This window comes from Kitasatospora sp. NPDC057223, from assembly GCF_042669755.1.
Classification (GTDB): Bacteria; Actinomycetota; Actinomycetes; order Streptomycetales; family Streptomycetaceae; genus Kitasatospora.
This window is the reverse complement of sequence record NZ_JBHUWW010000050.1, coordinates 1-24532: the sequence shown is the minus strand read 5'-3', so window position 1 is coordinate 24532 and position 24532 is coordinate 1. Positions and strand designations below refer to the sequence as shown.

Genomic DNA, 24532 nt, shown 5'->3' with positions numbered 1-24532 from the left:
GCCCGCGTCCCGCCCGGCACCTCTCAGCACCTCTCGCCACCTGCCGGCACCGTCACCGCGAGCCCTCCGAAGGGGGCGCACTCCATGACCTCCCCTGCAACGAACCTGCCCCGGCTCGGCGTCGGCCTCGGCTGGCGGACCGAGATCGACACCGTGGTGGAGCGGCTGCCCGGCCTGGACTGGGTCGAGGTCGTCGCCGAGAACATCTGCGCCGGCCACCTGCCCGAATCGCTGCGAATCCTGCGCGGCCGCGGGGTCACCGTGATCCCGCACGGCGTCTCGCTCGGTGTCGGCGGCGCCGCACCGCCCGACGCCGCCCGGCTGGCCCGGCTCGCGGACGCCGCCGGGGCGCTGGAGTCGCCGCTGGTCACCGAGCACCTGGCGTTCGTCCGGGCGGGCGGCCTGGAGGCGGGGCACCTGCTGCCGGTGCCCCGGTCGCGCGACTCGCTGCGGGTGATCGCCGAGAACGTCCGGATCGCGCAGGAGCAGCTGCCGGTGCCGCTCGCGCTGGAGAACATCGCGGCGCAGCTGGCCTGGCCCGAGGACGAGCTGACCGAGGGCCAGTTCCTCGCGGAGCTGGTCGAGCGGACGGGCGTCCGGTTGCTGATCGACGTCGCCAACCTGCACACCAACCGGGTCAACCTCGGGCTCGACCCGGCCGCCGAGCTGGACCTCCTGCCGCTGGAGGCGATCGCGTACGTGCACGTCGCGGGCGGCCGGCTGGTCGACGGGGTCTGGCACGACACGCACGCGCACCCCGTCACCGCGCCGGTGCTGGAGGTGCTCGCCGAACTGTGCTCCCGGGTGGCGCCGCCCGGCGTGCTGCTGGAGCGGGACGGCAACTTCCCGCCGCCCGCCGAACTCGCCGGCGAACTGGACGCCATCCGCCGGGTGCTGGACCACGAGGTACGGAAGGGGGTGCCGCAGCATGTCTGAGCGACTGGAGTACCTCGCCCGCGCCGGCTCCGGCGAGGACGCGGAGCTGACGGTGGCCCGGGCCGGGCTGGCCGAGCGCCAGCACGCGCTGATGGCGGCGCTGGTCGCGGGCGGGCCGCTGCCGGCCGGCTTCGACCCGGCGCAGGTGCGCGCCCAGGCGGTCGGGCTGGCCGCCAAGCGGCGGGACACCGTCGCCCGGGTCGCCCCGGAACTGCCGCTGCTGCTCGGGCCGGCGTTCGGCCCCGCCTTCCTGCGGTACGCCCAACAGCATCCGCAGGACGGCGGCTACCGCGCCGACGCCCGGGCCTTCGCGCAGTGGGCGCTCGCCGACGGGCCCGGCCCCGCGGCCGGCCGCGCACTGCGGGACTGGCTCGCCCCGCCGCCGGAGCGACGGCGGCCGCACCCGCTGGACCGGCTCCGCCGGGCCCTGCGCCCGGACCACGACTGACGCACCCGCACGGCGGGCCGCACCAGGACCGACCGCACCACTCACCACCGGGGGAAGACACCATGTGGCACACCACGTACATCACCATCGCCACGCTGCTGCTGGTCGCCGCCGGCCTGTACGCGATCCGGGCGGCCCTTCGGGTCCGCCACGTACCGAACCCGAAGGGCCTGCCGGGGCGCGGCCTGCCACTGCTGGACGCGGCCTTCCTGGCCGGCGGCCCCGGCCGGGTGGTCGACACCGTGCTGGTGCGGATGCACCAGGAGGGCCGGGTGATCGTCTCGCGCGGCGGACTGGTCACCGTCACCGCCGGCAAGACCTACGACGACGTCGAGGCGGCGCTGATCACGGCGGCCGGCGACCTGCGCCAGCGCGACCTGGTCGGCCTGCGCCGGACGACCATGACGTCGGACGCCGTCCAGCAGATCGGCAACCGGCTCGCCGACCACGGGCTGATGCGCGACCCCGGACGGCTGCGCCGGGCCCGGCGCGCCCGCCGGCTGGTCTGGCTGACGATGCTCGCCGTCGTCGTCTCCACGGCCGTGGGCCTCGTCGTGACCCACGACCGGCCCGAGGCCGACCGGCCGTCGATCGCGGGGGCGCTCGGGCTGGTCGCCCTGGGCCTGGTCTTCCTGCTGGTGAGCCGGGTGCGCAAGGGCCGGATCACCCCGGCGGGGAAGCGGCAGCTCTCGCTGATGACGCAGGGCGGTCCGTGGAAGCCCCGGCACGGCGTGGGGATCGCGAGCAGTCTGCTGCTCGGGGCGGTCGCGCTGGAGGGGATCGGCTCCGGCCTGCCGGACCAGGAGCTGCAGGAGGCGATGCTCGCCGCCTCGGTGACGCGGCCGCCGGTGGGTGTGGGCGGCTCGTCCGGCAGTGACGGCGGCGCGTCGAGCTGCTCCTCCTCGTCGGCGAGCTGGTGCGGGTTCTCCGACTCGGGCTCCGGCGGCGGCAGCGGGTCGGGCTGCGGGTCGTCCGGGTGCGGGTCGTCGTCGAGCTGCGGGTCGGGTTCCAGCAGCTGCGGGTCCTCCTCGTCGAGCAGCTGCGGCTCCAGCTCCAGCAGCTGCGGGTCGAGCTGCGGGTCGGGCTGCGGCTCCTGACCGGCGCCCCGCCGCTGAGCGGATGCTCATCCGCCTCACATGCCGTCCTCATCGGGCGCTCCTAGGCTCGCCGGTATGGGACATGATCACGAAGGTCAGCGGGTCAGCCGCCGGACCGCGCTGGCCGGTATCAGCAGCATCGGACTGGGCGCGCTGCTCGCGGCCTGCGGCAAGGGCGGCACGACCGGCGGCGCCGCTCGGGCGACCACCACCACCGGTGCGAGCGCCAGTGTCTCGCCGCAGGCCGTCACCACCGGGGACCTGACCGCCCTGTTCGCGAACGCCGGTACCTGCACCCTGACGGCCGAGACCACGCAGGGCCCGTACTACTTCGACGCGGACAAGATCCGCAGCGACATCCGGGAGGACCGGGCGGGCAGGCAGCTGCGGCTCGCGATCCGGGTGCAGGACAGCGAGAGCTGTGCGGCGATCCCGAACGCGGTGGTGGAGATCTGGCACTGCGACGCGGACGGCCTGTACTCGGGCGCCGAGTCGCTGTCGACGGGCGGCGGCGGGGGCGGCGGGGGCACCCCGCCGGAGGGCGGCGCACCGTCCGGGATGCCCAGCGGGATGCCCGGCGGCGCACCGCCGTCCGGCGCACCCGGTGCCCCCGGCGGCACCCCGCCGTCGGGCGCACCGTCCGGCGCACCGGGCGCCGGTGGCGGGGCCGGTGGCGGGGCCGCCGACCTGACGCCGAGCGACGACAAGCGCTACCTGCGCGGCGCCCAGGTCACCAACGGCGACGGCATCGTGCAGTTCACCACGGTCTGGCCCGGCTGGTACCGGGGGCGGACGGTCCACGTCCACGCGATGGTGCACATCAACAACGAACGCACCCTGACCACCCAGATGATGATGGACGAGAAGCTCAACACCGCCGTCTTCGCCGACGCCCCCTACGCGAAGCACACCGGCCGCGACACCTTCAACGACGGCGACTCCATCTACCGGCCGGGCATGCTGCTGACCGTCAGCGAGGACGGCGACGGGTATCTCGGCGTCATCACCTTCGGCGCCGACCCGGACCACAACGGCAAGTGACCGTCCGGCGGCACCGGCCGGTCACAGTTCGGTATCGCGGGCCCGGAACCGGGCCACCTGTGGCCGGGACGGGTTAGAACAGCCCCATGTGGCTGCTCTTCCTCGTCCCGGCCTGCGTCGGCGCCGTGCTCTCCTGCCTGCGGCTGGTCCGGATCGCGGCCACCGCGGACGCGCTCGCCGGGGTGGACGGGCCGCGCCCGGCCGAGGCGGTCGGCATCGGCCTGTACGAGATGGCGTACCTCGCGGGCGGCCCGACCCGGGTGGTCGACCTCGCCCTGGTCCTGATGGCCTCCCGGGGCCGGCTGCACCTGGCCCACACCGGGTGGACGACCGTGGTCGACCCGCAGGGCCGCAGCCGGCTGGAGCGGGCCCTGGTGACGGAGACCGGCCCGGACGGCCAGTGCCGGACGGGCGAACTGCGCGAGGTGATGGCCGCTCACCCGACCGTGCTGGAGATCGGCGCCCGGCTGTCGCTCGCCGGGCTGGCCACCCCGGGCCTCGTCCGGGAGAGCACGGCGGCGGCGGTACGGCACGTCCGGCTGGCACTGCTCTGCTCGGTGGTCCTGCTGACCGGGGCGGTCACCCTGGGCTCCGCCGACGAGGCGGAGGCGGTGGCGGCCCTCGCCTGGTTCGCCCTGCCGGTGATCCTCACCTCGGGCACCCTGCTGATGGCCCGCGTCGACGTCTACCCCTACACCCGCTGGGCGTCCCCGGCCGGCCAGGAGGTGCTGCGCAAGGTCCGCCTGCCGCGCCGGCGCTCCCCCGCGGACCTGCCCGACGGGGAGCGCGAGCTGCTGACGGCCGTGGCGATGGTCGGCCCGGCCGCCGTCCAGGACGCCCGGCTGCGGGCGGCCCTGCGGCACTGACCGCGCGTGCCCCCACCCGGTGGGGGCACGCGCGGGAACGTCCGGGTCAGGCGAGGCCGTTCAGCAGCTCGGCGACCGGCTTGCGGCGGCCGGTGAAGAACGGCACCTCCTCGCGCACGTGCAGGCGGGCCCGCGAGGGGCGCAGGTCGCGCATCAGGTCGACGATGCGGTGCAGTTCGTCGGCCTCGAAGGCGAGCAGCCACTCGTAGTCGCCGAGGGCGAAGGAGGCCACCGTGTTGGCGCGGACGTCCGGGTAGCCGCGGGCCATCTGGCCGTGCTCGGAGAGCATCGCGCGCCGCTCGGCGTCCGGCAGCAGGTACCACTCGTAGGAGCGGACGAACGGGTACACGCAGATGTAGTCGCGCGGCTGCTCGTCGGCGAGGAACGCCGGGATGTGCGACTTGTTGAACTCCGCGGGGCGGTGCAGCGCCATGTTCGACCAGACCGGCTCCAGGCTGCGGCCGAGCGCGGTGCGGCGGAAGCGGTTGTACGCCTCCTGGAGGTCGTCCGAGTCCTCCGCGTGCCACCAGATCATCAGGTCGGCGTCGGCGCGCAGGCCCGACACGTCGTAGGTGCCGCGCACCGTGACGTCCTTCGCGGCCAGCTGCGCGAACAGCTCGTCGACCTCGGCCGCGAGCGTGGCGCGGTCCTCGGGCAGGTTGCCCTTGAGCTTGAACACCGACCACAGGGTGTAGCGGATCACCTGGTTGAGGTCGCGGGCCTTCTTCTTCTCCGGCTGCTGCTGCTCAGCGGTATCGGTCATGCGGACATTGTCCCCTCTGTCGCGGGTGCCCCGGCGCCCGGGGTCAACACCTTGTCAACGGCGGTCCGCGCACTCGCGATGCACGCCGGGATGCCCACCCCGTCGTACGCGGCGCCGCACAGCGCGAGCGCCCCGGCCCGGTCGGCCTGCGCGCGGATCCGGGCCACCCGGTCGAGGTGGCCGACCGGGTACTGCGGCAGGCCGGCGCGCCAGCGGGTGACGGCGGTGTCGTAGGGCTTCGCACGCAGCCCGACGGCCTCGGCCAGGTCGGCCAGCGAACGGGCGACCAGTTCCTCGTCGGGCAGGTCGAGGGCCTGCTCCTCGCGGTGGCGGCCGAGCGAGGTGCGCAGCAGGAAGGCGTCGGGGGCGGAGCGCTCCAGCCAGCCCCACTTGTTGGAGGAGAAGGTGGAGGCCTTGATGCTGCGTCCGTCGACCGGCGGCACCAGGAATCCGCTGCCGGTGAGCGGCCCGCCGAGGTCGGCGCGGCGGAACGCCATCGTGACGAGCGCCATCCCGGCGTACTCGACGGCGGCCAGTTCGGCGGCCGCGCCGGGGGCGTCGGCGCGCAGCAGGCGGGCGGCCTCGGGGGCGGGGACGGCCAGGACGACCGCGTCCGCGTGCAGGTCCTCGCCGTCGACGACGACGCGCCAGCCCAGGCCGGTGCGGCGCAGCCCGCGTACCGGGGTGTCGGTGCGCAGGTCCGCCCCGGCCTTGCGGCAGGCGGCCGCGACGGCCTCCGGGAGGGTGCCGATGCCGCCGTCCAGGCCGTTGAAGACCGGGGTGGCGGTGGTCTGCGGGCGGGTCGCCAGCGCGTGCACACCGGCCACCAGCGATTCGCCGGAGCGGGCCAGCGGCAGCAGCTGCGGGACGGCGGCACGCAGCGAGATCTCGTCGGCGTGGCCGGCGTAGACGCCGCCGAGCAGCGGCTCGACCAGCCGGTCGACCACCTCGCGGCCGAGCCGGGCGGCCACGTACGCGCCGATGGCGACGTCCTCGCCGACCCCGGCGGCGTCCGGGGCGGTGGCCTCCGCCCGGACCCGGGCCAGGCCTTCGGGCGACAGCACGCCGGAGGCGGCCAGCGCGTCGAGGTCGCCGGGGACGCCCATCACCTGGCCGCCGGGCAGCGGGCGCAGCGCGTCCCTGGTCCAGATCGCGGCCTTGACGGGGGCCGGCGGCTCCAGCGCGTCGGCGAGCCCGACGGCCCGGGCGAGCGCGACGGCCTCCGGGCGGCGGGCGAGCATCGACTCGGCGCCGAGGTCGACCCGGACCCCGCCGACCTCGCCTCCGCGCAGCTTCCCGCCGAGGCGCTCCGATCCCTCCAGCAGCGTCACCGAGGCTCTCGCGGCGCCACCCGCCGCCCCACTGAGGAAGGCGGCCGCGGCAAGGCCCGCGATACCGCCGCCGATCACGACGACATGAGGTTGCGACATGCCTCGCAGTCTTGCAGAGCCGGGCGCAAAGCCCTCAATCCGTACGCTTCCGGGCGGGGACGAGGCCGCCGAGGTCGAGGGTGACCGGGAAGGGGACGGGGCGCTCCAGCTTTCCGCGGAAGATTCCGGCGGGGGCGTAGGAGGAGGTGGCGGCGTCGAGTTCGTAGACGTGCACGACCGGGACGCCGCCCTCCTCCTCGACCAGCCAGTAGTGCGCGATACCGGCCTCGGCGTACTTGCGGACCTTCACGGTGCGGTCGCGGTGCGCGGACTCGGGGGAGACGACCTCGACGACCAGGGAGACCGTGGCAGGTTCGAACCAGGTCCGGTCCGGGTCGAAATCGGCGGTGGCGACCAGCAGGTCGGGCTCGGGACGGTTGCGGGCGTCGAGCCGGATGGTCATCTCACGCTCCACCAGCGTGCCGACGGGCGCCTGGTCCGCCAGGGCGGCGGTCAGTGCCGTCACGATCCGGCTGTGCAGGACCGTCCGGGGGATCAACCGGAAGACCAGTGCGCCGTGCAGCAGTTCGGTGTGCCGGGGTGCTTCCGTCAGCCCGTCGAGATCCTCCGCGAACCAGCCCTCCTCGCGGGGCGGTCGCATCCACTCGGGCAGCGCGCTCATGCCCCCGGACTAGCCAGTCGGCCGCTGCTCCGGAGGGTGTACGCGCGGCACGCGGCTGTAGGCGGCCGCCCCGGCCAGCGCCACGGCGGCGGCGATCAGCAGCGGGATCTGCGGGCGCCAGCCGGCGGTGAGCATCCAGGCGCCGAGGATCCCGCCGACGAACATCGCGAGGATGCCCGCGACGCGCAGCGGCCGGGAGCCCGAGCGGCCGGCCGCCGTCCCCGGGGCGAGGTCGCCGACCAGCGAGGTGAGCGCGCGGGTGGTCAGGGTGGTGGGCAGTTCGGCCACCTTGGCCCGGAGGGTGGTGACGCTGCGCAGGCCCATCGCCAGGGCGATGAGCGCGATCACCCCGTAGTGCCGGCCGGACAGCGGCGAGCCGATCGGGCCGATCCCGCCGGCGGCCAGCCCGGCCGCGCCGAGCAGCACCCCCTCGGCCGCCAGGCCGGTGACGAACCAGCGGCTGCGGTGCGCCGCGACCCGGGTCTCCAGCGCGCTGCCCGCCAGGGTGCCGGCGGCGAAGCCCGCCAGCGAGACGCTGGAGGCCGTCACCGAGAGGCCCGGTCCGCCGGCCAGCCCGAAGGCGAGGAAGAGCATGTTGCCGGTCATCATCGCGGTGAAGACGTGGCCGAGGGCGAGCAGGCTGACCGCCTCGATGACGCCGGTGCTCATGGTCAGCACGATCAGCACGGCGTCCAGCGTGGCACTGCGCCTCAGGCCCACGACCATGTCCTCCCCTCGCGTACGACTGCGCCCACCCTCTGCGCCCACCTCTGCGCCCACTCTCGCGCCCGGCCCCGGGCGCGGGCCGTCATTGCGCCGTCCGTGGCGGTTCGGACCGGGGCGGGGCCTGCGGCCCTGCTGGCGCGGGCTGCCGACGGGGCGTCAGGTGGCGTAATGCCGCGGCAACGAAAAACCCTCCGGTAGGCCCCTATGGTTCTGCGAGAACCACCGGCCCACCGAAGCCCCGAGCAGCGGAGACATCGCGATGACCACCGAGAACCCGCCCCGCCCCACCGGGGCCTGCCCGCCCCGGCGGCTGCGCGCGGACCGGGCCCGGCAGGTCGCGGACGTGCTGCGCCAGCAGGTGCTGAGCGAGGTGTACGGGCCCCGGCCGCTGCCGCACGAGGACGTGCTGGCGGAGGAGTTCGGGGAGTCCCGGAACACCATCCGGGGCGCGCTGGACCTGCTCCGGACGGAGGGCCTGGTGCGCAGGGTGCCGGGCTCGGGGACGCTGGTGGTGGCGGACAAGGTGCCGCACGGGCTGGACCGCCTGATGGGCCTCGCCGAGACGCTGCACGAGCACGGCGAGGTGACCAACGAGGTACGCGCGTTCGGGCCGGTCCGCGCGCCGGGCCCGGTGGCCCGCCGCCTGGAGCTGCCGGACGGCGCGGACGTCGTGTACGTCGAGCGGCTGCGCCGGCTGAACGGGCTGCCGCTGTCGCTGGACCTCACCTACCTGGCGCCCGACATCGGCGCCGCGCTGGACGCCGAGGACCTCGTCCACCAGGACGTGTTCCGGCTGATCGAGGAGGTCGCCGGCCAGCCGCTCGGCCGGGCCGACATCACGCTGGAGGCGGTGAACGCCGACGCCCACTCGGCGACCGTGCTCGAAGTTCCGCGCGGCGGCGCCCTGCTGATGCTGGAGCGGCTGACCACGCTGGCGGACGGCCGCCCGGTCGACCTGGAGTACGTGCGCTTCCGCGGCGACCGGATCACCATGCAGGGCCGCCTGCTGCGCTCCGCGCTCTGAACCCCTCACCCCCCGACTCCCCTGGCCCGAAACCGTGGCCCGAGCCGACTCACGGAGACACCCATGGCGCTCGCCGACCACCGCTCAGACGTGCCCGTCACCATCGACGCCTCGCTCTGTATCGACGGCTGCACGCTCTGCGTGGAGATGTGCCCGCTCGACTCGCTGGCCATCGACCCGGACACCGACAAGGCCTACATGCACGTCGACGAGTGCTGGTACTGCGGCCCGTGCGCCGCCCGCTGCCCCACCGGGGCGGTCACCGTCAACATGCCCTATCTGCTGCGCTGAGGAGTTCAACCGCCATGTCCCGCAAGCCCAGACCCCTGCCGCCGGCCCTGCTGGCCGCCGCCGTGCTAGCCGGCCTCACCGGCTGCTCCGCCGCCGACGCCTCGTCCGGCTCGGCCGTCGAGGTCGTGGTCGGCTACCAGTCGAAGACGATCAACACCGTCACCGCCGGTACCCTGCTGCGGGCCCGCGGCTACTTCGAGCAGCAGCTCGCCGCCGAGGGGAAGAAGAACGGCCGGACGTACAAGGTCAGTTGGCAGGACTACGACTCGGGCGCCCCGATCACGGCGCAGATGCTGGCGGACAAGACCGACATCGGCTCGATGGGCGACTACCCGCTGCTGATCAACGGCTCGCGGGCGCAGGAGGCCGGCGGGCCCGGCACCCGGCTGGTGTCGATCACCGGTTACAACGAGCTGGGCGCGCTCAACAGCGTGGTGGTGCCGAACGCCTCGCCCGCGCACACGCTCGCCGACCTGAAGGGCAGGAAGGTCTCCACCTCGGTCGGCTCGGCCGCCGACGGCACGCTCGTCCAGGCGCTGCGCAAGGCGGGCGTCCAGGACTCCGACATCTCCAAGCAGAACCAGCAGCCCGCCATCGGCGCCTCGGCGCTGCAGGCCGGCAGCGTGGACGCGCTCGCGCAGTTCGTGGCCTGGCCCGGCCTGGTGGTGTTCGGCGGCGGCGCCCGGCTGCTGTACGACGGCGCGGCGCTCGGCCGCCCGACCCTGCACGGGGTGGTCGTCCGGCAGAAGTACGGCGCCGCGCACCCCGAGGTGGTCGAGGCGTTCCTGCGGGCGCAGGCGGACGCCACCCGCTACCTCAACGAACAGCCGCTGGCCGCCTCCCGGCAGGTGGCGGAGGCGACCGGCCTGGCGCCGGAGGTCGTGCACCTCTACAACGGGCCGAACGGCATCGCCACCTTCGCGCTGCCGCTGCGGCCGGAGCTGCTGGCCGCGCTGCGCGACGACGTCCCGTTCCTGAAGTCGGTCGGCGTGCTCAAGGCCCTGGACCTCGACACCTTCGTCGACCCGTCCTACCTGGCGAAGGCTGCCCTGCCGGACATCGCGCCGGCCCGGATCACCGGCACCGACGCGGTCTGCGGCCGGCCGGTGGACGATCCGGCGAAGGCCGGCGAGATCTGGTTCGACGGCGAGGACGCCACCCGGCCCGCCGCCACCCCGGCCTGCCTGCTGAAGGCCGTCAGGGCCGCCGGCGACAAGAAGGTCCGCGCGGCGTACGTGCCGGACGCCGCGACCGGCACCCGCTGGTTCGCCGACAAGGACCTCTGGGCGCAGGACGGCGCCGAACTGCTGCCCTTCACCACCGAGGACGGCGTGAAGGCGTACCTGGCCGCACACCCGGGTGCCCGGCAGCTGAGCTACCAGGAAGCCCTGGCGGCGTCGTGAGCACCGTCCAGGACACCGCCCGGCCGGCCGCCCCGCCGCAGGCGCGGCCCCCGGCCACCGCTCCCCGCCCGGTGCGCTGGCGCCGGCGGGCGCTGCGGGCGGCCTCACTGCTCGCGTTCGCCGGGCTGTGGCAGTGGCTCACCGCCGCGAAGGTGCAGCTGTGGGTGCGGTTCGACCACCTGCCGACGGCCGTCCAGGTCTGGCAGGCGTTCGGCCGGCAACTGGGCACCGACCAGTACTGGCAGGACCTGGCGGACAGCCTGCGCCGGATCGGCAGCGGCTTCCTGCTGGCGGCCGTCCTCGGCGTCGCCGCCGGGGTCGCGACGGCCCGCTCGCGGTGGGCCTCGGACCTGCTCGGACCGGTGCTGGAGGTGATCCGGCCCGTCCCGGCGATCGCGCTCGTCCCGGTGGCGATCATGCTCTTCCCGGACAACGAGCAGGGCATCGTCTTCATCACCTTCGCCGCCGCGTTCTTCCCCGTCACCGTCTCCACCCGGCACGCGGTGCGCGCGGTGCCGCCGCTGTGGGAGGAGGCCGTGCGCACGATGGGCGGCGGGCGGTGGCGGGTGCTGTGGAGCGTGGTGCTGCCGGGCGCCCTGCCGGGGGTGGTCGGCGGGCTGTCGGTCGGCATCGGGGTGTCCTGGATCTGTGTGATCTCCGCCGAGATGGTCTCCGGGCAGTTCGGCGTCGGCTACCGCACCTGGCAGTCGTACACCGTGCTCGACTACCCCGGCGTGTTCGTCGGGATGGCCACCATCGGCCTGCTCGGCTGGCTGACCTCGGCCGCCGTCGAACTCCTCGGCCGCCGCGTCACCCGGTGGCTGCCGACCCGACCCGGGAGCGCGCTGTGACGACCACCGGCCTGCGGCTGACCGCCCGCGACCTCAGCCTCGGCCACGCCGGGCACCCCGTGCTGCACGGCGTCGATCTGGACGTGGCGCCCGGCGAGGTGCTGACCGTGCTCGGCGCGTCCGGCTGCGGCAAGTCCACCCTGCTGCGCGCACTGGCCGGCCTGCTGCCGCCCACCGGCGGTGAACTCCTCGCCGACGGCGAGCCGTTGGCCGGCCCGCACGCCGACCGGGCGCTGGTCTTCCAGGAGGACGGCCTGCTGCCCTGGCGCAGCGTGCGCCGCAACGTCGAACTCCCGCTGGCGATCCGCCGGGTGCCGCGCGCCGAGCGCAGCCGGCCGGTCGCGGACTGGCTGGCCCGGGTCGGCCTGGACGGCCACCACGACCGGCTGCCGCGGCAGTTGTCCGGCGGCCAGCGCCAGCGCGTGCAGCTCGCCCGCGCCCTGGTCGGATCGCCGCGCGCCGTCCTGATGGACGAGCCGTTCGGCGCCCTGGACGCCCAGAACCGTTCCGCCATGCAGCAGTTGCTGCTCACCGTCTGGGAGCGCCAGCGCTGCACCGTGGTGTTCGTCACCCACGACGTGGACGAGGCTCTGCTGCTCGGCGACCGCGTCGCAGTGCTCGGCGGCGGTGCGATCGCCGCCCTGCACGAGGTGCCGCGCCCGCGCGACGGCGCCGCCCGTACCGATCCCGCCGTACTGCGCCTGCGCGAGGCCGTCCTCGCCGGGCTGTCCTGAGAGGCCGCACGCCATGCCGAGCACCGAGACCCTGCGGATCCCCGACCTCGCCGAGGCCCGCCGGCTGACCTCTGACGTCCTGGTGGTCGGCGGCGGCACGGCCGGCTCGATGGCCGCGCTCAGCGCCGCCGAGCAGGGCGCGAACGTGCTGCTGCTGGAGAAGGCGCACGTGCGCCACTCCGGTGCGCTCGCGATGGGGATGGACGGCGTGAACAACGCCGTCGTCCCCGGCCGCGCCGAACCGGACGACTACGTCGCCGAGATCACCCGCGCCAACGACGGCATCGTCGACCAGCGCACCGTCCGGCAGACCGCCACCCGCGGCTTCGCGATGGTGCAGCGGCTGGAGAAGTACGGCGTGAAGTTCGAGAAGGACGAGTACGGCGAGTACCAGGTCCGCCAGGTGCACCGCTCCGGCAGCTACGTGCTGCCGATGCCGGAGGGCAAGGACGTCAAGAAGGTGCTGTACCGGGTGCTGCGCCGGCGCGAGATGCGCGAGCGGATCACCATCGAGAACCGGGTGATGCCCGTCCGGGTCCTCACCGCCGGCGGCCGGGCGGTCGGCGCGGCCGGGTTCGACACCCGCAGCGGCGAGTTCGTCACCGTCTCGGCCGGCGCGGTGATCCTCGCCACCGGCCCCTGCGGACGGCTCGGCCTGCCCGCCAGCGGCTACCTCTACGGCACCTACGAGAACCCGACGAACGCCGGGGACGGCTACGCGATGGCGTACCACGCGGGCGCCGAGCTGAGCGGCATCGAGTGCTTCCAGATCAACCCGCTGATGAAGGACTACAACGGGCCTGCCTGCGCCTACGTCGCCAATCCGTTCGGCAGCTACCAGGTCAACCGGCACGGCGAGCGGTTCGTCGACTCGGACTACTGGTCGGGCCAGATGATGGCCGAGTTCGCCGCCGAACTGGAGTCCGACCGGGGGCCGGTGTACCTGCGGACCACCCACCTGCCGGAGGAGTCCGTGCAGGCGCTGGAGTCGATCCTGCACACCACCGAACGCCCCAGCCGGGGCACCTTCCACGCCGGGCGCGGCCACGACTACCGCACCCACGACGTGGAGATGCACATCTCCGAGATCGGCCTCTGCGGCGGGCACTCCGCCTCCGGCGTCTGGGTGGACGAGAACGCCGCCACCACCGTGCCCGGCCTGTACGCGGCCGGCGACCTGGCCTGCGTCCCGCACAACTACATGATCGGCGCGTTCGTGTTCGGCGACCTGGCCGGCACCCACGCCACCGCCCACCTGCCCGCCGACCGGCCCGAACTGCCCGAGGACCAGGTCAAGGAGGCGCACGAGCTGGTCTACCGCCCGCTGCGCAACCCCGACGGGCCGCCGCAGCCGCAGGTCGAGTACAAGCTGCGCCGCTTCGTCAACGACTACGTCGCCCCGCCGAAGACCGGGTCGCGGCTCTCCGTCGCCCTGGAGCACTTCGAGCGGATGCGCGGCGAGATCGCCGGCATGGGCGGGCGCACCCCGCACGAGCTGATGCGCTGCGTCGAGGTCGACTTCATCCGGGACTGCGCCGAGCTCGCCGCCCGCTCCTCGCTCGCCCGCACCGAGAGCCGCTGGGGCCTCTACCACGAGCGGATCGACCACCCCGGCAAGGACGACGAGCGCTGGTTCAGCCACCTCAACGTCCGCCGGAACGCGGACGGGGCGATGGAGTTCCTGACCCGGCCGGTGGCGCCCTACCTCGTCCCGGTGGAGGGCCTGGAGCCGCCCGCCGGCGGGGCGGTGACCGTCATCGGCGAGGTGCACGCGATGCCCGTCGGACGGACCGGCGCCACCGCCGCGACCGGTGCGCGGGCGAGCGCCGCCCCCGGCGCCGCCCCCTCCTCCCCCCGGCTGCTGGGCCTGCTCCGGCTCGCCGAGGAGCAGCCCACCCTGGAGCAGCTGCTCCCCTACCTCGACGACCCGGCCGCGGACGTCCGCCGCACCGCCCTCGCCGTCCTCACCGAGGCCGCCCCGGACGGCACCGGCTCCGAGCTGGCCCGCGCGCTGGGCGACCCGGACGCCTCCGTCCGGGCGGCGGCCGTCGCCGGGCTGCGCGAACTCGTCGAGGTCTTGGACGGCCCCGCGCTCGCAGACCCGCTGCGGCTCGCCGCCGGCTCCCCCGACCCCGGCGTCCGGGCCGGCGCGCTGGACGTCGCCCGCGCCCTGCACACCGGCTCGGCGGGCCTGTTCGCCGCCGCGCTGGCCGACCCCGAGACGCCCGTCCGGCTGCAGGCCGTCCGCGGGCTGGTCTCGCTGGACGCGGCCGGCGCCCTGGCGGCGGCGGCCCAGGACGCTTCCCGCGAAGTCCGGGTGCTGGTCGGCGAGGGCCTCGGCACGATCGGGGACCGGTCCGCGGCCCCCGTCCTCGTCCGGCTCGCCGCCGACCCGGACCCGCTGGTGCGCGCCGCGGCGTTCCAGGGCGCCGCCGGCATCGGGTGCCCGCCGCCGCTGGCCGCCCTGGCGGCCGTACCGGACGACGCCTGGCAGGTCCGCCGGGCCGCTGCCACCGCGCTCGGCGCCACCGGCCCGGCGGGCATCCCCGCCCTGCTCCCCGCACTCGCCGACGAGCACATGGACGTCCGCAAGGCGGCCGTCCGGGCACTGGCCGCGCAGGCCGCCGACCCGGCCGTCGCCGGGGCGCTGCGCGAGCGTCTCGCCGACTCGGACGCCGACGTCCGCGCGTACTCCAGGCTCGCCCTGCGGGCGGTCGGGTGAGGCCCCGCGCCGCCGGACCGAGGGCAGGGGCGCCGCGCCGCGAGAGCATTTCGGTGCACTCCGGCCGATAGCGCCGCCCCGAGTCCGGGCCGCCGCCGACCCGTGATCACATCGCGACCTCCCGGACGGATCCCGTGGGCCGCCGGGCCCGTCGAATGGTTCGGAGCCCCCGGTCGGGGGGCTCGGAGACCGGACACGGGGAGGGCACGACGATGGGAACAGGACGGCGCAGACCGGGGGTACTGGCAGCGGCCGCGGTGCTGGGGGCGGCGCTACTGGTCGGCGGGTGCAGCGGGGAGGGCGGCGGCTCCAGGTCGTCGCAGGACGCGGCGGCCGCCCCGGCCGTCGCCCAGGCGCCGAAGGCGGACCCGGGCGCCGCGGGGAAGAACGCGGTGCCCGGCTCGGGCGCCGGTGCCGGTGCCGCGCCCGCCCAGCCCTCGGCGGTGGCCACCGCCGACACCCGGCTGATCGCGTACACCGCGCAGCTGGCCCTGCTGACCGACGACGTGGAGAAGGCGGCCCAGCAGGCCCGGAGCCTGACGGCCGGCGCCGGCGGCTACGTCGGCAAGGAGACGGTGAGCGGCTCGGCCGGCTCGGGCCGGCCCGGCGGGGACGCCGACGGTCACGCGATGACCGGCCAGATCGTCCTGAAGGTGCCCTCCTCCTCCTACCAGCAGGTCCTGGACGGGCTCGCCGGGCTCGGGCAGGTGCTGTCCCGCAGCAGCCAGGCGGACGACCTCACCCAGCAGGCCGTCGACGTGGCGAGCCGGCTGCAGAGCCAGCAGGCCAGCGTGGAGCGCGTCCGGGCGCTGATGTCGGAGGCGCGGTCACTGTCCGACATCGTGTCGCTGGAGAGCGAGCTGAGCCGTCGGCAGGCCGATCTGGAGTCGCTCCAGCGGCAGCAGCAGGAGCTGGTCTCGCGGACGTCGCTCTCCACCATCACGCTCAACCTGCAGCGTGAGACGGCGGCCCCGCTGCCGGTGGCGGAGAAGAAGGACGGGTTCTGGGCCTCGGTCGGCTCCGCGCTGGGCGGCGGCTGGCACGTGCTCGGCGCGATCGTGAAGGGTCTGCTGGTCGCGCTGGCGGCCGTCTCGCCGTTCCTGCTGGTGCTCGGCCCGCTGGGCTGGATGATCTGGTTCGTGAACCGGCGCGGCGCGGCCCGCAAGGCGTCCCGCCCGGCCCCGGCCGAGGCCTCGGACCCGTGGACGGCCCCGCACGACGGGCCGGACGAGCAGTAGGGCACCGGCAGGGCGCAGCCGGGCACGGGTGGCGGGCCGCGAGGGCCCGCCACCCGGCTCGGTCAGCGCGCGCTGGCCTCGTGCACGAAGGCGACCAGGCGGCTGAGCGCGTCCGGGTCCATGCTGGGCAGCACGCCGTGGCCGAGGTTGAAGATGTGGCCGCTGCTGCCGATCGCCTGGGCCGCGTGCAGCACCTCGCGGGCCTTGGTCTCGACGGCGTGGGTCGGCGCGAAGAGCACCGCCGGGTCGAGGTTGCCCTGGAGGGCCTTGCCGGGGCCGACCCGCTCGGCGGCGACGTTCAGCGGCACCCGCCAGTCGACGCCGACCACGTCGGCGCCGGCCTGGCCCATCAGCCCGAGCAGCTCGCCGGTGCCGACCCCGAAGTGGATCCGCGGCACGCCGTACCCGGCCACCGCGTCGAACACCTTGGTGCTGGACGGCATGACGGAGCGGCGGTAGTCGTCCGGGGCGAGCGCGCCCACCCAGGAGTCGAAGAGCTGCACGGCCGAGGCGCCCGCCTCGATCTGGACCTTCAGGAAGGCGGAGGTGATGTCGGCGAGGCGGTCGACCAGCTCGGCCCACAGCTCCGGCTGGCCGTACATCATGGCCTTGGTGTTCTCGTGGTTCTTCGACGGCCCGCCCTCGACCAGGTAGCTGGCCAGCGTGTACGGGGCGCCGGCGAAGCCGATCAGCGGCGTGGAACCCAGCTCGTCGACGAGCAGGCCGACCGCCTCGGTGATGTAGGGGACGTCGTCGGGCTCCAGGGTCCGCAGCCGCTTGAGGTCCTCGGCGGTACGGATCGGGTCGGCGATGACCGGGCCGATGCCGGGCTTGATGTCGACGTCGATGCCGATCGCCTTGAGCGGCACCACGATGTCGCTGAAGAAGATCGCCGCGTCCACGCCGTGGCGGCGCACCGGCTGGAGGGTGATCTCCTTGACCAGCTCGGGCCGCATGCAGGACTCCAGCATGGGGATGCCCTCGCGGACCTTCAGGTACTCGGGCAGCGAGCGCCCGGCCTGGCGCATGAACCACACCGGCGTGTGCGGCACCGGCTCGTGCCGGCAGGCGCGCAGGAACGCGGAGTCGTACGCGGCGCCGCGGCGCACGGGGGGCTGCTGACCGGTGGTGTCTGCCGTTGTCTCGCTCACGGTCCAAATCTTCGCACGCGCCCCGGGCCCGCCTTCGCGCCCCCGGTTGGTACGAAGCTCCAACATTGGCTCCGGAACGGGCCTCGGCACGCCGCACAAACGGAAGTTACGGGAATTGCGGCGCCGTCCGACCTAGTCTTCGGGGCATGGCAGCGGTCGGCGGGCACCCCGCACAAGGTGGAGGAACGGGCAAGGAGTCGGCGCCGATCGAGTTCCGCGATGCGGTCGAGGCGCTGACGGGGGCGAGGCTTCGCCCCGAGGTGGAGCTCTCCCCTGCCCCCGCGCCGCGCAGACTCGCCCCGTACGCGTTCGCGCTGACCGCCTCGGTCGAGGTGGACGGCGAGGAGCTGTCGGACGGACGACTGGTGCTGCTGCACGACCCGGCGGGCCAGGAGGCCTGGAACGGCGACTTCCGGATCGTCACGATGACCCGGGCCGAGCTGGAGCCGGAGATGGCCGGCGACCCGATGCTCACCGAGGTCGGCTGGGCCTGGCTGCTGGACTCGCTGCAGGCGCACGGCGCCGGGCACGCGGAGGCGGGCGGCACGGTGACCAGGTGCGCCTCGCAGTACTTCGGCGCGCTGGCCGACCGGCCGTCCTCAACCGAGATCGAGATCCGGGCGTCCTGGACGCCGGCCGACGGCCGGTTCGAACGCCACCTGGCCGCCTGGGCCGACCTGCTCTGCATCAGCGCCGGCCTCCCGCCGGTGCCTGCCTCCCCGCAGACGGCACCCGACGCGCCGTCACTCGGTGGAGTGGTCCCGATGCCCGCCCGGCGCCGTCCGCGCTCGCACTGACGGGTGACGGCGGGCCCTGAGCGGCCCGTCGTGCCCCAAAGCCACCCCCAGGGCTGACGGAGTGTGACTTCCACTCCGTTCCTCGTCAATTCACCCGCCAGGGCTGACCGAGCCACGCCCGGATCTGATCGATTTTGTGCGATTCCAGGGCATGTCGCATCACTCACCTGCGCGATTTGTCCGTATTGTTACTCACTAAATCGTGATCTTTCGCTAAAGCCGGGCACGGTTGTTGCCGAAGCAGACTGTGACCCTTTCCAAACGCGGAACACTCCGACCGCCCCATCGGGGTTCCGTCCGCCACTCCCCGCAGGAGGCCTGGTGTCGGTCCTTCTTGAGCACCCCGCAAACGTGGTCGCCTACCGTCCGACGAAGCCCACCGCCATGGTGGTCATCGCTGATCCCCGAGTCCGAAACACCGTCACCCGTCACCTGTGGGCGCTCGGCGTCCGTGACGTCATCGAGGTCTCCTCGATCGCCGAAGCCCGCCCCCGGGTCTCCACGCCGCGCGACATCTGCGTCGCCGACGTCCACCTCCCGGACGGTTCCGGGCTGACCATCCTGGCCGAAACCCGCGCAGCGGGCTGGCCCAACGGCCTCGCGCTCTCCGCCGCCGACGACATCGGCGCGGTCCGCAGCGCCCTTGCCGGCGGCGTCAAGGGCTACGTGGTCACCGGTACCCGAACCAACATCGCCATGCCGGGCCGCCCCGGCATGCCGATCGGAGCCGGCGGCCTGGCCGGCCGCATGCGCCGCCCCGGCATGCCGGGCGTCCCCGGAGCCACCGGTGCACCCGGTGCCCCGGGAGCCCCCGGTGCGCCGGGAGCGCCGCAGTCCGCCTACCGGGAGCTCTCCGGCCGCGAGGTCGAGGTTCTCCGCCTGGTGGCGGAAGGCCAGTCCAACAAGGCGATCGGCGTCGCGATGGGCCTCTCGGCCCTCACCGTGAAGAGCCACCTCGCCCGGATCGCCCGCAAGCTGGGCACCGGTGACCGCGCCGGCATGGTCGCGGTCGCCCTGCGCACCGGAATCATCCACTGACCCACCCGCACCACCACGGCAGCAGCCCGGAGGAACGTTTCCTCCGGGCTGCACCTTTTATTGGCGCCACTCGCCGCCGGCGCGCTTCGATCCGGCGCCGACGGTCATCGCTCCGGCGCTCCCTCGTTCCTCGGTCGCTTCCTCGCTCCTTCCCTTTCGGCACCGGCGCGCGCCTTTGGCTCGTGGCGGGCGCGACGGGGGCCGGGGTCACTGCGCTGTGGTCGTGGCGGGCTAGACGGGGCCGGGGTCACGGCAGGGGGCACCGGCCGGGTCCACTGCACTGTGGTCGTGGCGGGTCGCTGTCCGTGATCGGCTTCGGGTTGTCCGTCGCGGAACGTGGTGCGCCGCTTACCGGTGGCATATCCGTGAACGTGGTCTGACCAGTCCGACAACACTCCTGCCGCCGGGTGCCGTCGTACCCTTGGGGGGTGACCGATGCCGTAGCAGCCATCCCAGAAGAGACAGCCCCGGTCCCGCTCCTCGAACCGCGGGAGGGAATCCCCCCGGTCGTGACGGACGCGCAGGCCCTCGCCGCCACCGTCGCGGCGTTCGTGGCGGGAACCGGGCCGGTCGCCGTCGACGCCGAGCGGGCCTCCGGCTACCGCTACGGGCAGCGCGCGTACCTGATCCAGCTGCGGCGGGCCGGCTCCGGCACCGCGCTGATCGACCCGATCGCCTGTCCGGATCTCAGTGAGCTCGGCGAGGCCCTCGCCGACACCGAGTGGGTCGTCCATGCGGCGACGCAGGACCTGCCGTGCCTGGCCGAGGTCGGGATGAAGCCCCGCCGCCTGTTCGACACCGAGCTGGCCGGGCGGATCGCCGGGTTCCCCCGGGTGGGCCTGGGGCCGATGACCGAGAACGTGCTCGGCCTGACGCTGGCCAAGGAGCACTCGGCGGTCGACTGGTCGACCCGCCCCCTGCCCGAGCCGTGGCTGCGCTACGCCGCCCTGGACGTCGAGGTGCTGGTCGAGCTGCGGGACGCACTCGAACAGGAGCTGGACGCCCAGGGCAAGCTCGACTGGGCCCTGGAGGAGTTCGCCGCGATCGCCAACGCCCCGAAGCCGGCCCCCCGGGTCGACCCGTGGCGCCGTACCTCGCAGCTGCACAAGATCCGCAGACGGCGCCAGCTCGCCGTCGTACGGGAGCTGTGGCTGGCCCGGGACAGGATGGCGCAGGACCGCGACGTCTCCCCGGGCCGGGTGCTGTCGGACGCCGCGATCGTGAACGCCGCGCTGGCCGTCCCGCTCAACCTGGCCGCCCTGCAGGCCGTCCAGGGCTTCGGGCCGCGGGTTCACCGCCGGCAGCTGGAGCAGTGGCTGGCCGCGGTGCAGCGGGCCCGGGAGATCCCGGAGGCGCAGCTGCCGCCGCCGTCCGCACCGCACGAGGGGCCGCCGCCGCCGCGCGCCTGGGCGGAGAAGGACCCGGTCGCGGCCGCCCGGCTGTCGGCGGCGCGGGCCGCGGTGAGCGAGCTGGCCGAGAAGCACAGCATGCCGCCGGAGAACCTGATCACCCCCGACCTGGTGCGCCGGGTCTCCTGGGAGCCGCCGGCGGCTCCCACCGCCGAGGCCGTGGCGACCGCGCTGCGCGGGCTGGGTGCCCGGCAGTGGCAGGTCGGCCTGGTGGCTCCGGCGCTGGCCGCGGCCTTCGTGAAGGCCGCCACCCAGCCGGCGGCCGAGCCGGTCACGGAGCCGGTCACGGAGCCGGCCGCGGAGTGAGCGGGCGGGGCTGAGCAAGGACGGAGGGGACGCCGGAAGGCGTCCCCTCCGTCGTTCCCGGGGGCGGCCGGGAGCGGCCCGGCGCGGGACGTGGCGCGGGACACACCTCCGGATCGGGGCACCGGGCCTGGGCAAGTTAGTTACCGGCGGGTAGCATGGCGGTGTAGCAGCGCTGCTCGCCCTTGCCGGTGGCGGCCTGCCCACTTCATCCGTTGGTCCCTGGGAGGAGAGCCCCCGTGCCTCGTACCGCGAGGGACGTCGTCTTTGTCGATGGCGTCCGCACCCCGTTCGGCAAGGCAGGCCCGAAGGGCATCTACCACGAGACGCGAGCCGACGACCTGGTCGTCAAGTGCATCCGGGAGCTCGTGCGTCGTAACCCGAACCTGCCCGTCGAGCGCATCGACGAGGTCGCGATCGCGGCCACCACGCAGATCGGCGACCAGGGCCTGACCATCGGCCGTACCGCCGCACTGCTGTCCGGTCTGCCGAAGTCCGTCCCGGGCTACTCGATCGACCGGATGTGCGCCGGCGCGCTGACCGCCGTCACCGCCACCGCGGGCGGCATCGCCTTCGGCGCGTACGACATCGTCGTCGCCGGCGGCGTCGAGCACATGGGCCGTCACCCGATGGGCGAGGGCGTCGACCCGAACCCGCGCTTCGTCTCCGAGAAGCTCGTCGACGAGTCGGCCCTGTTCATGGGCATGACGGCGGAGAACCTGCACGACCGCTTCCCGCACCTCACCAAGGAGCGCTGCGACGCCTACGCGGTCCGCTCCCAGGAGAAGGCCGCCAAGGCGTACGCCAACGGCGACATCCAGCCCGACCTGGTGCCGGTCTCGGTCCGCAACAGCAACCCCGACGCCGGCGAGACCGGCTGGGGCCTGGCGACCACGGACGAGCCGATGCGCCCGGGCACCTCGATGGAGTCCCTGGCCGGCCTGAAGACCCCGTTCCGCCCGCACGGCAACATCACCGCGGGCAACTCGGCCGGTCTGAACGACGGCGCCACCGCCTCGCTGCTCGCCGCCGAGGACGTGGCCGAGGAGCTGGGCCTGCCCGTCAAGATGCGCCTGGTCTCGTACGCCTTCGCCGGCGTCGAGCCCGAGGTGATGGGCATCGGCCCGGTGCCGGCGACCGAGAAGGCGCTGGCCAAGGCCGGCCTGACGATCGACGACATCCAGGCCTTCGAGGTCAACGAGGCCTTCGCCGTGCAGGTGCTGGCCTTCCTGGACCACTACGGCATCGCGGACGACGACGAGCGGGTCAACCCGTTCGGCGGCGCGATCGCCTTCGGCCACCCGCTGGCCTCCTCGGGCGTGCGCCTGATGAACCAGCTGGCCCGCCGCTTCGAGCAGCGCCCCGACGTCCGGTACGGCCTGACCACCATGTGCATCGGCTTCGGCATGGGCGGGACCGTCATCTGGGAGAACCCGCACTTCGAGGGTGGTAAGTGACCATGAGCACCACTGAGCTGCTGAAGCGCGCCGCCGAGCTGTTCCCCGGCGAGGTCGTCACCTCGGCGCACGTACGGCACCTGGACCTGCCGCTGCAGGCCGGCCGGCTGGCCCTGATCACCCTGGACAACGGCTTCGACCACACCAAGCCGACCACCTTCGGCCCCGGTTCGCTGGCCAAGCTGTCCGAGGCGCTGGACCAGGTCGAGGCCGAGGCCGCCGCCGGTCAGATCGTCGCGGCCGCCATCACCGGCAAGCCGTTCATCTTCGCGGTCGGCGCCGACCTCAAGGGCGTCGAGGTGCTGAAGGAGCACAGTGACGCGCTGGCCATCGGCAAGGGCGGCCACGACGTCTTCAAGCGGATCGCCGCCCTGCCCGTTCCCACCTTCGCCTACTACAACGGCGCGGCGATGGGCGGCGGCGTCGAGGTCGGCCTGCACGCCGACTACCGGACGGTCAGCACGGGCGTCCCGGCGTTCTCGCTGCCCGAGGTCTTCCTCGGCCTCGTCCCCGGCTGGGGCGGCTGCACCATCCTGCCGAACCTGATCGGCCCGTCCAAGGCGATCAAGGTCATCATCGAGAACTCGATGAGCCAGAACAAGCAGCTGCGCGGCCAGGACGTCTTCGAGCTCGGCATCGCGGACGCGATCTTCGAGCCGGCCGACTTCCTGGAGCAGTCGCTGCTCTGGAGCGCCAAGGTCCTCACCGGCGCGACCGCCGTCGAGCGCGAGGAGATCGACCGGGGCAAGGCCTGGGACGACGCCGTCGCCTGGGGCCGCCTGATCGCCGACAGCAAGGTGCACGGCGCCGCTCCGGCCGCCTACAAGGCGCTGGACATCATCGCCCAGGTCAAGGACCAGGACCTGCAGGCCGGCTTCGACGCCGAGGACACGGCGCTGGCCGACCTCATCATGAGCGGCGAGCTGCGTGCGGGCCTGTACGCCTTCAACCTGGTGCAGCGCCGGGCCAAGCGCCCCTTCGGCGCCCCGGACAAGGCGCTGGCCCGCCCGGTCACCAAGGTCGGCGTCGTCGGCGCGGGCCTGATGGCCTCCCAGCTGGCGCTGCTCTTCGCCCGCCGCCTGGAGGTGCCGGTGGTCCTCACCGACATCGACCAGGCACGCGTCGACAAGGGCGTCGGCTACGTCCACGCCGAGATCGACAAGCTGCTCGGCAAGGGCCGGATCGGCAACGACAAGGCCAACCGCCTCAAGGGCCTGGTCACCGGCTCGCTCGACAAGGCCGCGGCCTTCGGCGACGCGGACTTCGTGATCGAGGCCGTGTTCGAGGAGATGGGCGTCAAGCAGGCCGTCTTCGCCGACCTGGAGGCCGTGGTCTCGCCGACCTGCGTGCTGGCGACCAACACCTCCTCCCTCTCGGTCTCCGAGATGGCGTCGAAGCTGAAGCACCCCGAGCGGGTCGTCGGCTTCCACTTCTTCAACCCGGTCGCGATCCTCCCGCTGCTGGAGATCGTCCGCGGCGAGCAGACCGACGAGGCGTCGCTGGCGACCGCCTTCGGCGTCTCGCGGAAGCTGAAGAAGACCGCCGTCCTGGTCAAGGACGCCCCGGCGTTCGTCGTGAACCGGGTCCTGACCCGCTTCATGGGCGAGATCCAGAGCATCATCGACGAGGGCACCCCGATCGCGACCGTCGAGAAGGGCGTCGAGCCGCTCGGCCTGCCGATGTCCCCCATCGTCCTGCTGGAGCTGGTCGGCCCGGCCATCGCCCAGCACGTCTCGGAGACCCTGCACGGGGCCTTCCCGGAGCGCTTCGCCGTCTCCGCGAACCTCGGCGAGGTCGTCAAGGCCGGCAAGCGCGGCTTCTACGTCTGGCAGGACGGCCAGCAGGTCCTCGACCCCGAGGTGCTGGCCCTGCTGACCCTCGGCGACACCGTGCTGACCGAGGAGCAGGTCCTCGCCCGCTCCCTGGAGGCCGTGGCGCAGGAGATCGGCCTGATGCTCGACGAGGGTGTCGTCGGCGAGGCGCAGGACATCGACCTGTGCATGATCACCGGCGCGGGCTGGCCCTTCCACCTGGGCGGGATCACCCCGTACCTGGACCGTGAGGGCATCTCCGAGCGGGTGAACGGCAAGCCGTTCCTCGCCCAGGGCGTGGCCTCCGTCCCGGCCTGAGACCGGACAGCTCGCGGCGGAGCGCCGGTGACCCAGGCCCTCGATGAAGGTGGACT

General features: G+C 74.1%; 20 protein-coding genes and 1 pseudogene. 16 read left to right on the top strand and 5 right to left on the bottom strand.

The window, feature by feature from the left end; translation table 11 throughout:
* The first annotated feature begins 84 nt into the window (after positions 1-84).
* The 4 genes and pseudogenes from ACFUK0_RS19135 to ACFUK0_RS19120 all read left to right on the top strand — a co-directional run bounded on the left by ACFUK0_RS19135 (position 85) and on the right by ACFUK0_RS19120 (position 4388).
* Positions 85-1384: pseudogene (locus ACFUK0_RS19135) on the top strand (DUF692 domain-containing protein).
* Between the two features lie 62 nt (positions 1385-1446).
* Positions 1447-2481, top strand: coding sequence for a TIGR04222 domain-containing membrane protein (locus tag ACFUK0_RS19130; protein WP_380251632.1), 1035 nt, complete (start codon positions 1447-1449; stop codon positions 2479-2481).
* A gap of 75 nt (positions 2482-2556) precedes the next feature.
* A complete protein-coding gene (locus ACFUK0_RS19125; RefSeq protein ID WP_380251630.1) occupies positions 2557-3522 on the top strand; it encodes a protocatechuate dioxygenase in 966 nt (321 codons plus the stop codon).
* A gap of 86 nt (positions 3523-3608) precedes the next feature.
* Positions 3609-4388: a TIGR04222 domain-containing membrane protein gene (locus ACFUK0_RS19120; RefSeq protein WP_380251628.1), complete on the top strand. Its 780-nt coding sequence runs from the start codon at positions 3609-3611 to the stop codon at positions 4386-4388.
* 46 nt (positions 4389-4434) lie between these two features.
* Here ACFUK0_RS19120 and hemQ read toward each other — a convergent pair whose 3' ends face one another.
* Genes hemQ through ACFUK0_RS19100 form a run of 4 tightly spaced genes read right to left on the bottom strand, consistent with a single transcriptional unit; the run spans position 4435 to position 7923 of the window.
* Positions 4435-5151 (bottom strand): hydrogen peroxide-dependent heme synthase, encoded by a 717-nt coding sequence (gene hemQ, locus ACFUK0_RS19115; RefSeq protein ID WP_380251626.1) that lies wholly within the window; start codon positions 5149-5151, stop codon positions 4435-4437.
* Positions 5148-6581, bottom strand: a complete 1434-nt coding sequence (gene hemG, locus ACFUK0_RS19110) for a protoporphyrinogen oxidase (protein WP_380251624.1) — start codon at positions 6579-6581, stop codon at positions 5148-5150. The genes hemQ and hemG overlap by 4 nt, the downstream gene beginning before the upstream one ends.
* A gap of 34 nt (positions 6582-6615) precedes the next feature.
* Positions 6616-7203, bottom strand: coding sequence for a Uma2 family endonuclease (locus ACFUK0_RS19105; protein WP_380251622.1), 588 nt, complete (start codon positions 7201-7203; stop codon positions 6616-6618).
* Between the two features lie 9 nt (positions 7204-7212).
* Complete coding sequence (locus tag ACFUK0_RS19100; RefSeq protein WP_380251620.1) at positions 7213-7923, bottom strand: YoaK family protein; 711 nt, start codon at positions 7921-7923, stop codon at positions 7213-7215.
* 265 nt (positions 7924-8188) lie between these two features.
* On the opposite strand from ACFUK0_RS19100, the gene ACFUK0_RS19095 reads away from it, so the two are divergent.
* From ACFUK0_RS19095 to ACFUK0_RS19065, 7 genes are all read left to right on the top strand, one after another.
* Positions 8189-8953 (top strand): GntR family transcriptional regulator, encoded by a 765-nt coding sequence (locus ACFUK0_RS19095; protein ID WP_380251618.1) that lies wholly within the window; start codon positions 8189-8191, stop codon positions 8951-8953.
* 63 nt (positions 8954-9016) lie between these two features.
* Entirely contained in the window at positions 9017-9244 is a 228-nt protein-coding gene (locus ACFUK0_RS19090) for a ferredoxin family protein (RefSeq protein WP_371479140.1), read from the top strand.
* A 14-nt stretch (positions 9245-9258) separates the two neighbouring features.
* Positions 9259-10647 carry an ABC transporter substrate-binding protein gene (locus ACFUK0_RS19085; protein ID WP_380251617.1) on the top strand — a complete coding sequence of 463 codons (1389 nt, stop codon included), beginning with the start codon at positions 9259-9261 and terminating at the stop codon, positions 10645-10647.
* A 71-nt stretch (positions 10648-10718) separates the two neighbouring features.
* Positions 10719-11498 (top strand): ABC transporter permease, encoded by a 780-nt coding sequence (locus ACFUK0_RS19080; RefSeq protein WP_380251687.1) that lies wholly within the window; start codon positions 10719-10721, stop codon positions 11496-11498.
* The gene (locus ACFUK0_RS19075; protein WP_380251616.1) at positions 11495-12232 is read left to right on the top strand and encodes an ABC transporter ATP-binding protein; all 738 of its coding nucleotides are present in this window, start codon (positions 11495-11497) and stop codon (positions 12230-12232) included. The genes ACFUK0_RS19080 and ACFUK0_RS19075 overlap by 4 nt, the downstream gene beginning before the upstream one ends.
* Before the next feature lie 13 nt (positions 12233-12245).
* A complete protein-coding gene (locus tag ACFUK0_RS19070; protein ID WP_380251614.1) occupies positions 12246-14954 on the top strand; it encodes a fumarate reductase/succinate dehydrogenase flavoprotein subunit in 2709 nt (902 codons plus the stop codon).
* 212 nt (positions 14955-15166) lie between these two features.
* Positions 15167-16192 carry a DUF4349 domain-containing protein gene (locus ACFUK0_RS19065; RefSeq protein WP_380251612.1) on the top strand — a complete coding sequence of 342 codons (1026 nt, stop codon included), beginning with the start codon at positions 15167-15169 and terminating at the stop codon, positions 16190-16192.
* A gap of 62 nt (positions 16193-16254) precedes the next feature.
* On the opposite strand, the gene hemE is transcribed toward ACFUK0_RS19065, so the two are convergent.
* On the bottom strand, positions 16255-17343 hold the full coding sequence (gene hemE, locus ACFUK0_RS19060) for a uroporphyrinogen decarboxylase (protein ID WP_380251610.1): 1089 nt from the start codon (positions 17341-17343) through the stop codon (positions 16255-16257).
* 146 nt (positions 17344-17489) lie between these two features.
* Between hemE and ACFUK0_RS19055 the strand changes: the two genes are divergently transcribed.
* The 5 genes from ACFUK0_RS19055 to ACFUK0_RS19035 all read left to right on the top strand — a co-directional run bounded on the left by ACFUK0_RS19055 (position 17490) and on the right by ACFUK0_RS19035 (position 24476).
* On the top strand, positions 17490-18140 hold the full coding sequence (locus tag ACFUK0_RS19055; RefSeq protein WP_380251608.1) for a DUF3000 domain-containing protein: 651 nt from the start codon (positions 17490-17492) through the stop codon (positions 18138-18140).
* Between the two features lie 321 nt (positions 18141-18461).
* Positions 18462-19178 (top strand): LuxR C-terminal-related transcriptional regulator, encoded by a 717-nt coding sequence (locus tag ACFUK0_RS19050; protein ID WP_380251606.1) that lies wholly within the window; start codon positions 18462-18464, stop codon positions 19176-19178.
* A 428-nt stretch (positions 19179-19606) separates the two neighbouring features.
* Positions 19607-20893, top strand: coding sequence for a ribonuclease D (locus tag ACFUK0_RS19045; protein ID WP_380251604.1), 1287 nt, complete (start codon positions 19607-19609; stop codon positions 20891-20893).
* 236 nt (positions 20894-21129) lie between these two features.
* Entirely contained in the window at positions 21130-22347 is a 1218-nt protein-coding gene (locus ACFUK0_RS19040; RefSeq protein ID WP_380251602.1) for a thiolase family protein, read from the top strand.
* A 2-nt stretch (positions 22348-22349) separates the two neighbouring features.
* Complete coding sequence (locus ACFUK0_RS19035; protein ID WP_380251600.1) at positions 22350-24476, top strand: 3-hydroxyacyl-CoA dehydrogenase NAD-binding domain-containing protein; 2127 nt, start codon at positions 22350-22352, stop codon at positions 24474-24476.
* Positions 24477-24532 lie beyond the last annotated feature (56 nt).

Excerpts from the sequence above, each read along its gene's own strand:
- ACFUK0_RS19130 (WP_380251632.1), top strand. The coding sequence starts at position 1,447 with ATGTGGCACACCACGTACATCACCATCGCCACGCTGCTGCTGGTCGCC.
- ACFUK0_RS19125 (WP_380251630.1), top strand. The coding sequence starts at position 2,557 with ATGGGACATGATCACGAAGGTCAGCGGGTCAGCCGCCGGACCGCGCTG.
- ACFUK0_RS19120 (WP_380251628.1), top strand. The coding sequence starts at position 3,609 with ATGTGGCTGCTCTTCCTCGTCCCGGCCTGCGTCGGCGCCGTGCTCTCC.
- hemQ (WP_380251626.1), bottom strand. The coding sequence starts at position 5,151 with ATGACCGATACCGCTGAGCAGCAGCAGCCGGAGAAGAAGAAGGCCCGC.
- hemG (WP_380251624.1), bottom strand. The coding sequence starts at position 6,581 with ATGTCGCAACCTCATGTCGTCGTGATCGGCGGCGGTATCGCGGGCCTT.
- ACFUK0_RS19105 (WP_380251622.1), bottom strand. The coding sequence starts at position 7,203 with ATGAGCGCGCTGCCCGAGTGGATGCGACCGCCCCGCGAGGAGGGCTGG.
- ACFUK0_RS19095 (WP_380251618.1), top strand. The coding sequence starts at position 8,189 with ATGACCACCGAGAACCCGCCCCGCCCCACCGGGGCCTGCCCGCCCCGG.
- ACFUK0_RS19090 (WP_371479140.1), top strand. The coding sequence starts at position 9,017 with ATGGCGCTCGCCGACCACCGCTCAGACGTGCCCGTCACCATCGACGCC.
- ACFUK0_RS19085 (WP_380251617.1), top strand. The coding sequence starts at position 9,259 with ATGTCCCGCAAGCCCAGACCCCTGCCGCCGGCCCTGCTGGCCGCCGCC.
- ACFUK0_RS19070 (WP_380251614.1), top strand. The coding sequence starts at position 12,246 with ATGCCGAGCACCGAGACCCTGCGGATCCCCGACCTCGCCGAGGCCCGC.
- ACFUK0_RS19065 (WP_380251612.1), top strand. The coding sequence starts at position 15,167 with ATGGGAACAGGACGGCGCAGACCGGGGGTACTGGCAGCGGCCGCGGTG.
- ACFUK0_RS19055 (WP_380251608.1), top strand. The coding sequence starts at position 17,490 with ATGGCAGCGGTCGGCGGGCACCCCGCACAAGGTGGAGGAACGGGCAAG.
- ACFUK0_RS19035 (WP_380251600.1), top strand. The coding sequence starts at position 22,350 with ATGAGCACCACTGAGCTGCTGAAGCGCGCCGCCGAGCTGTTCCCCGGC.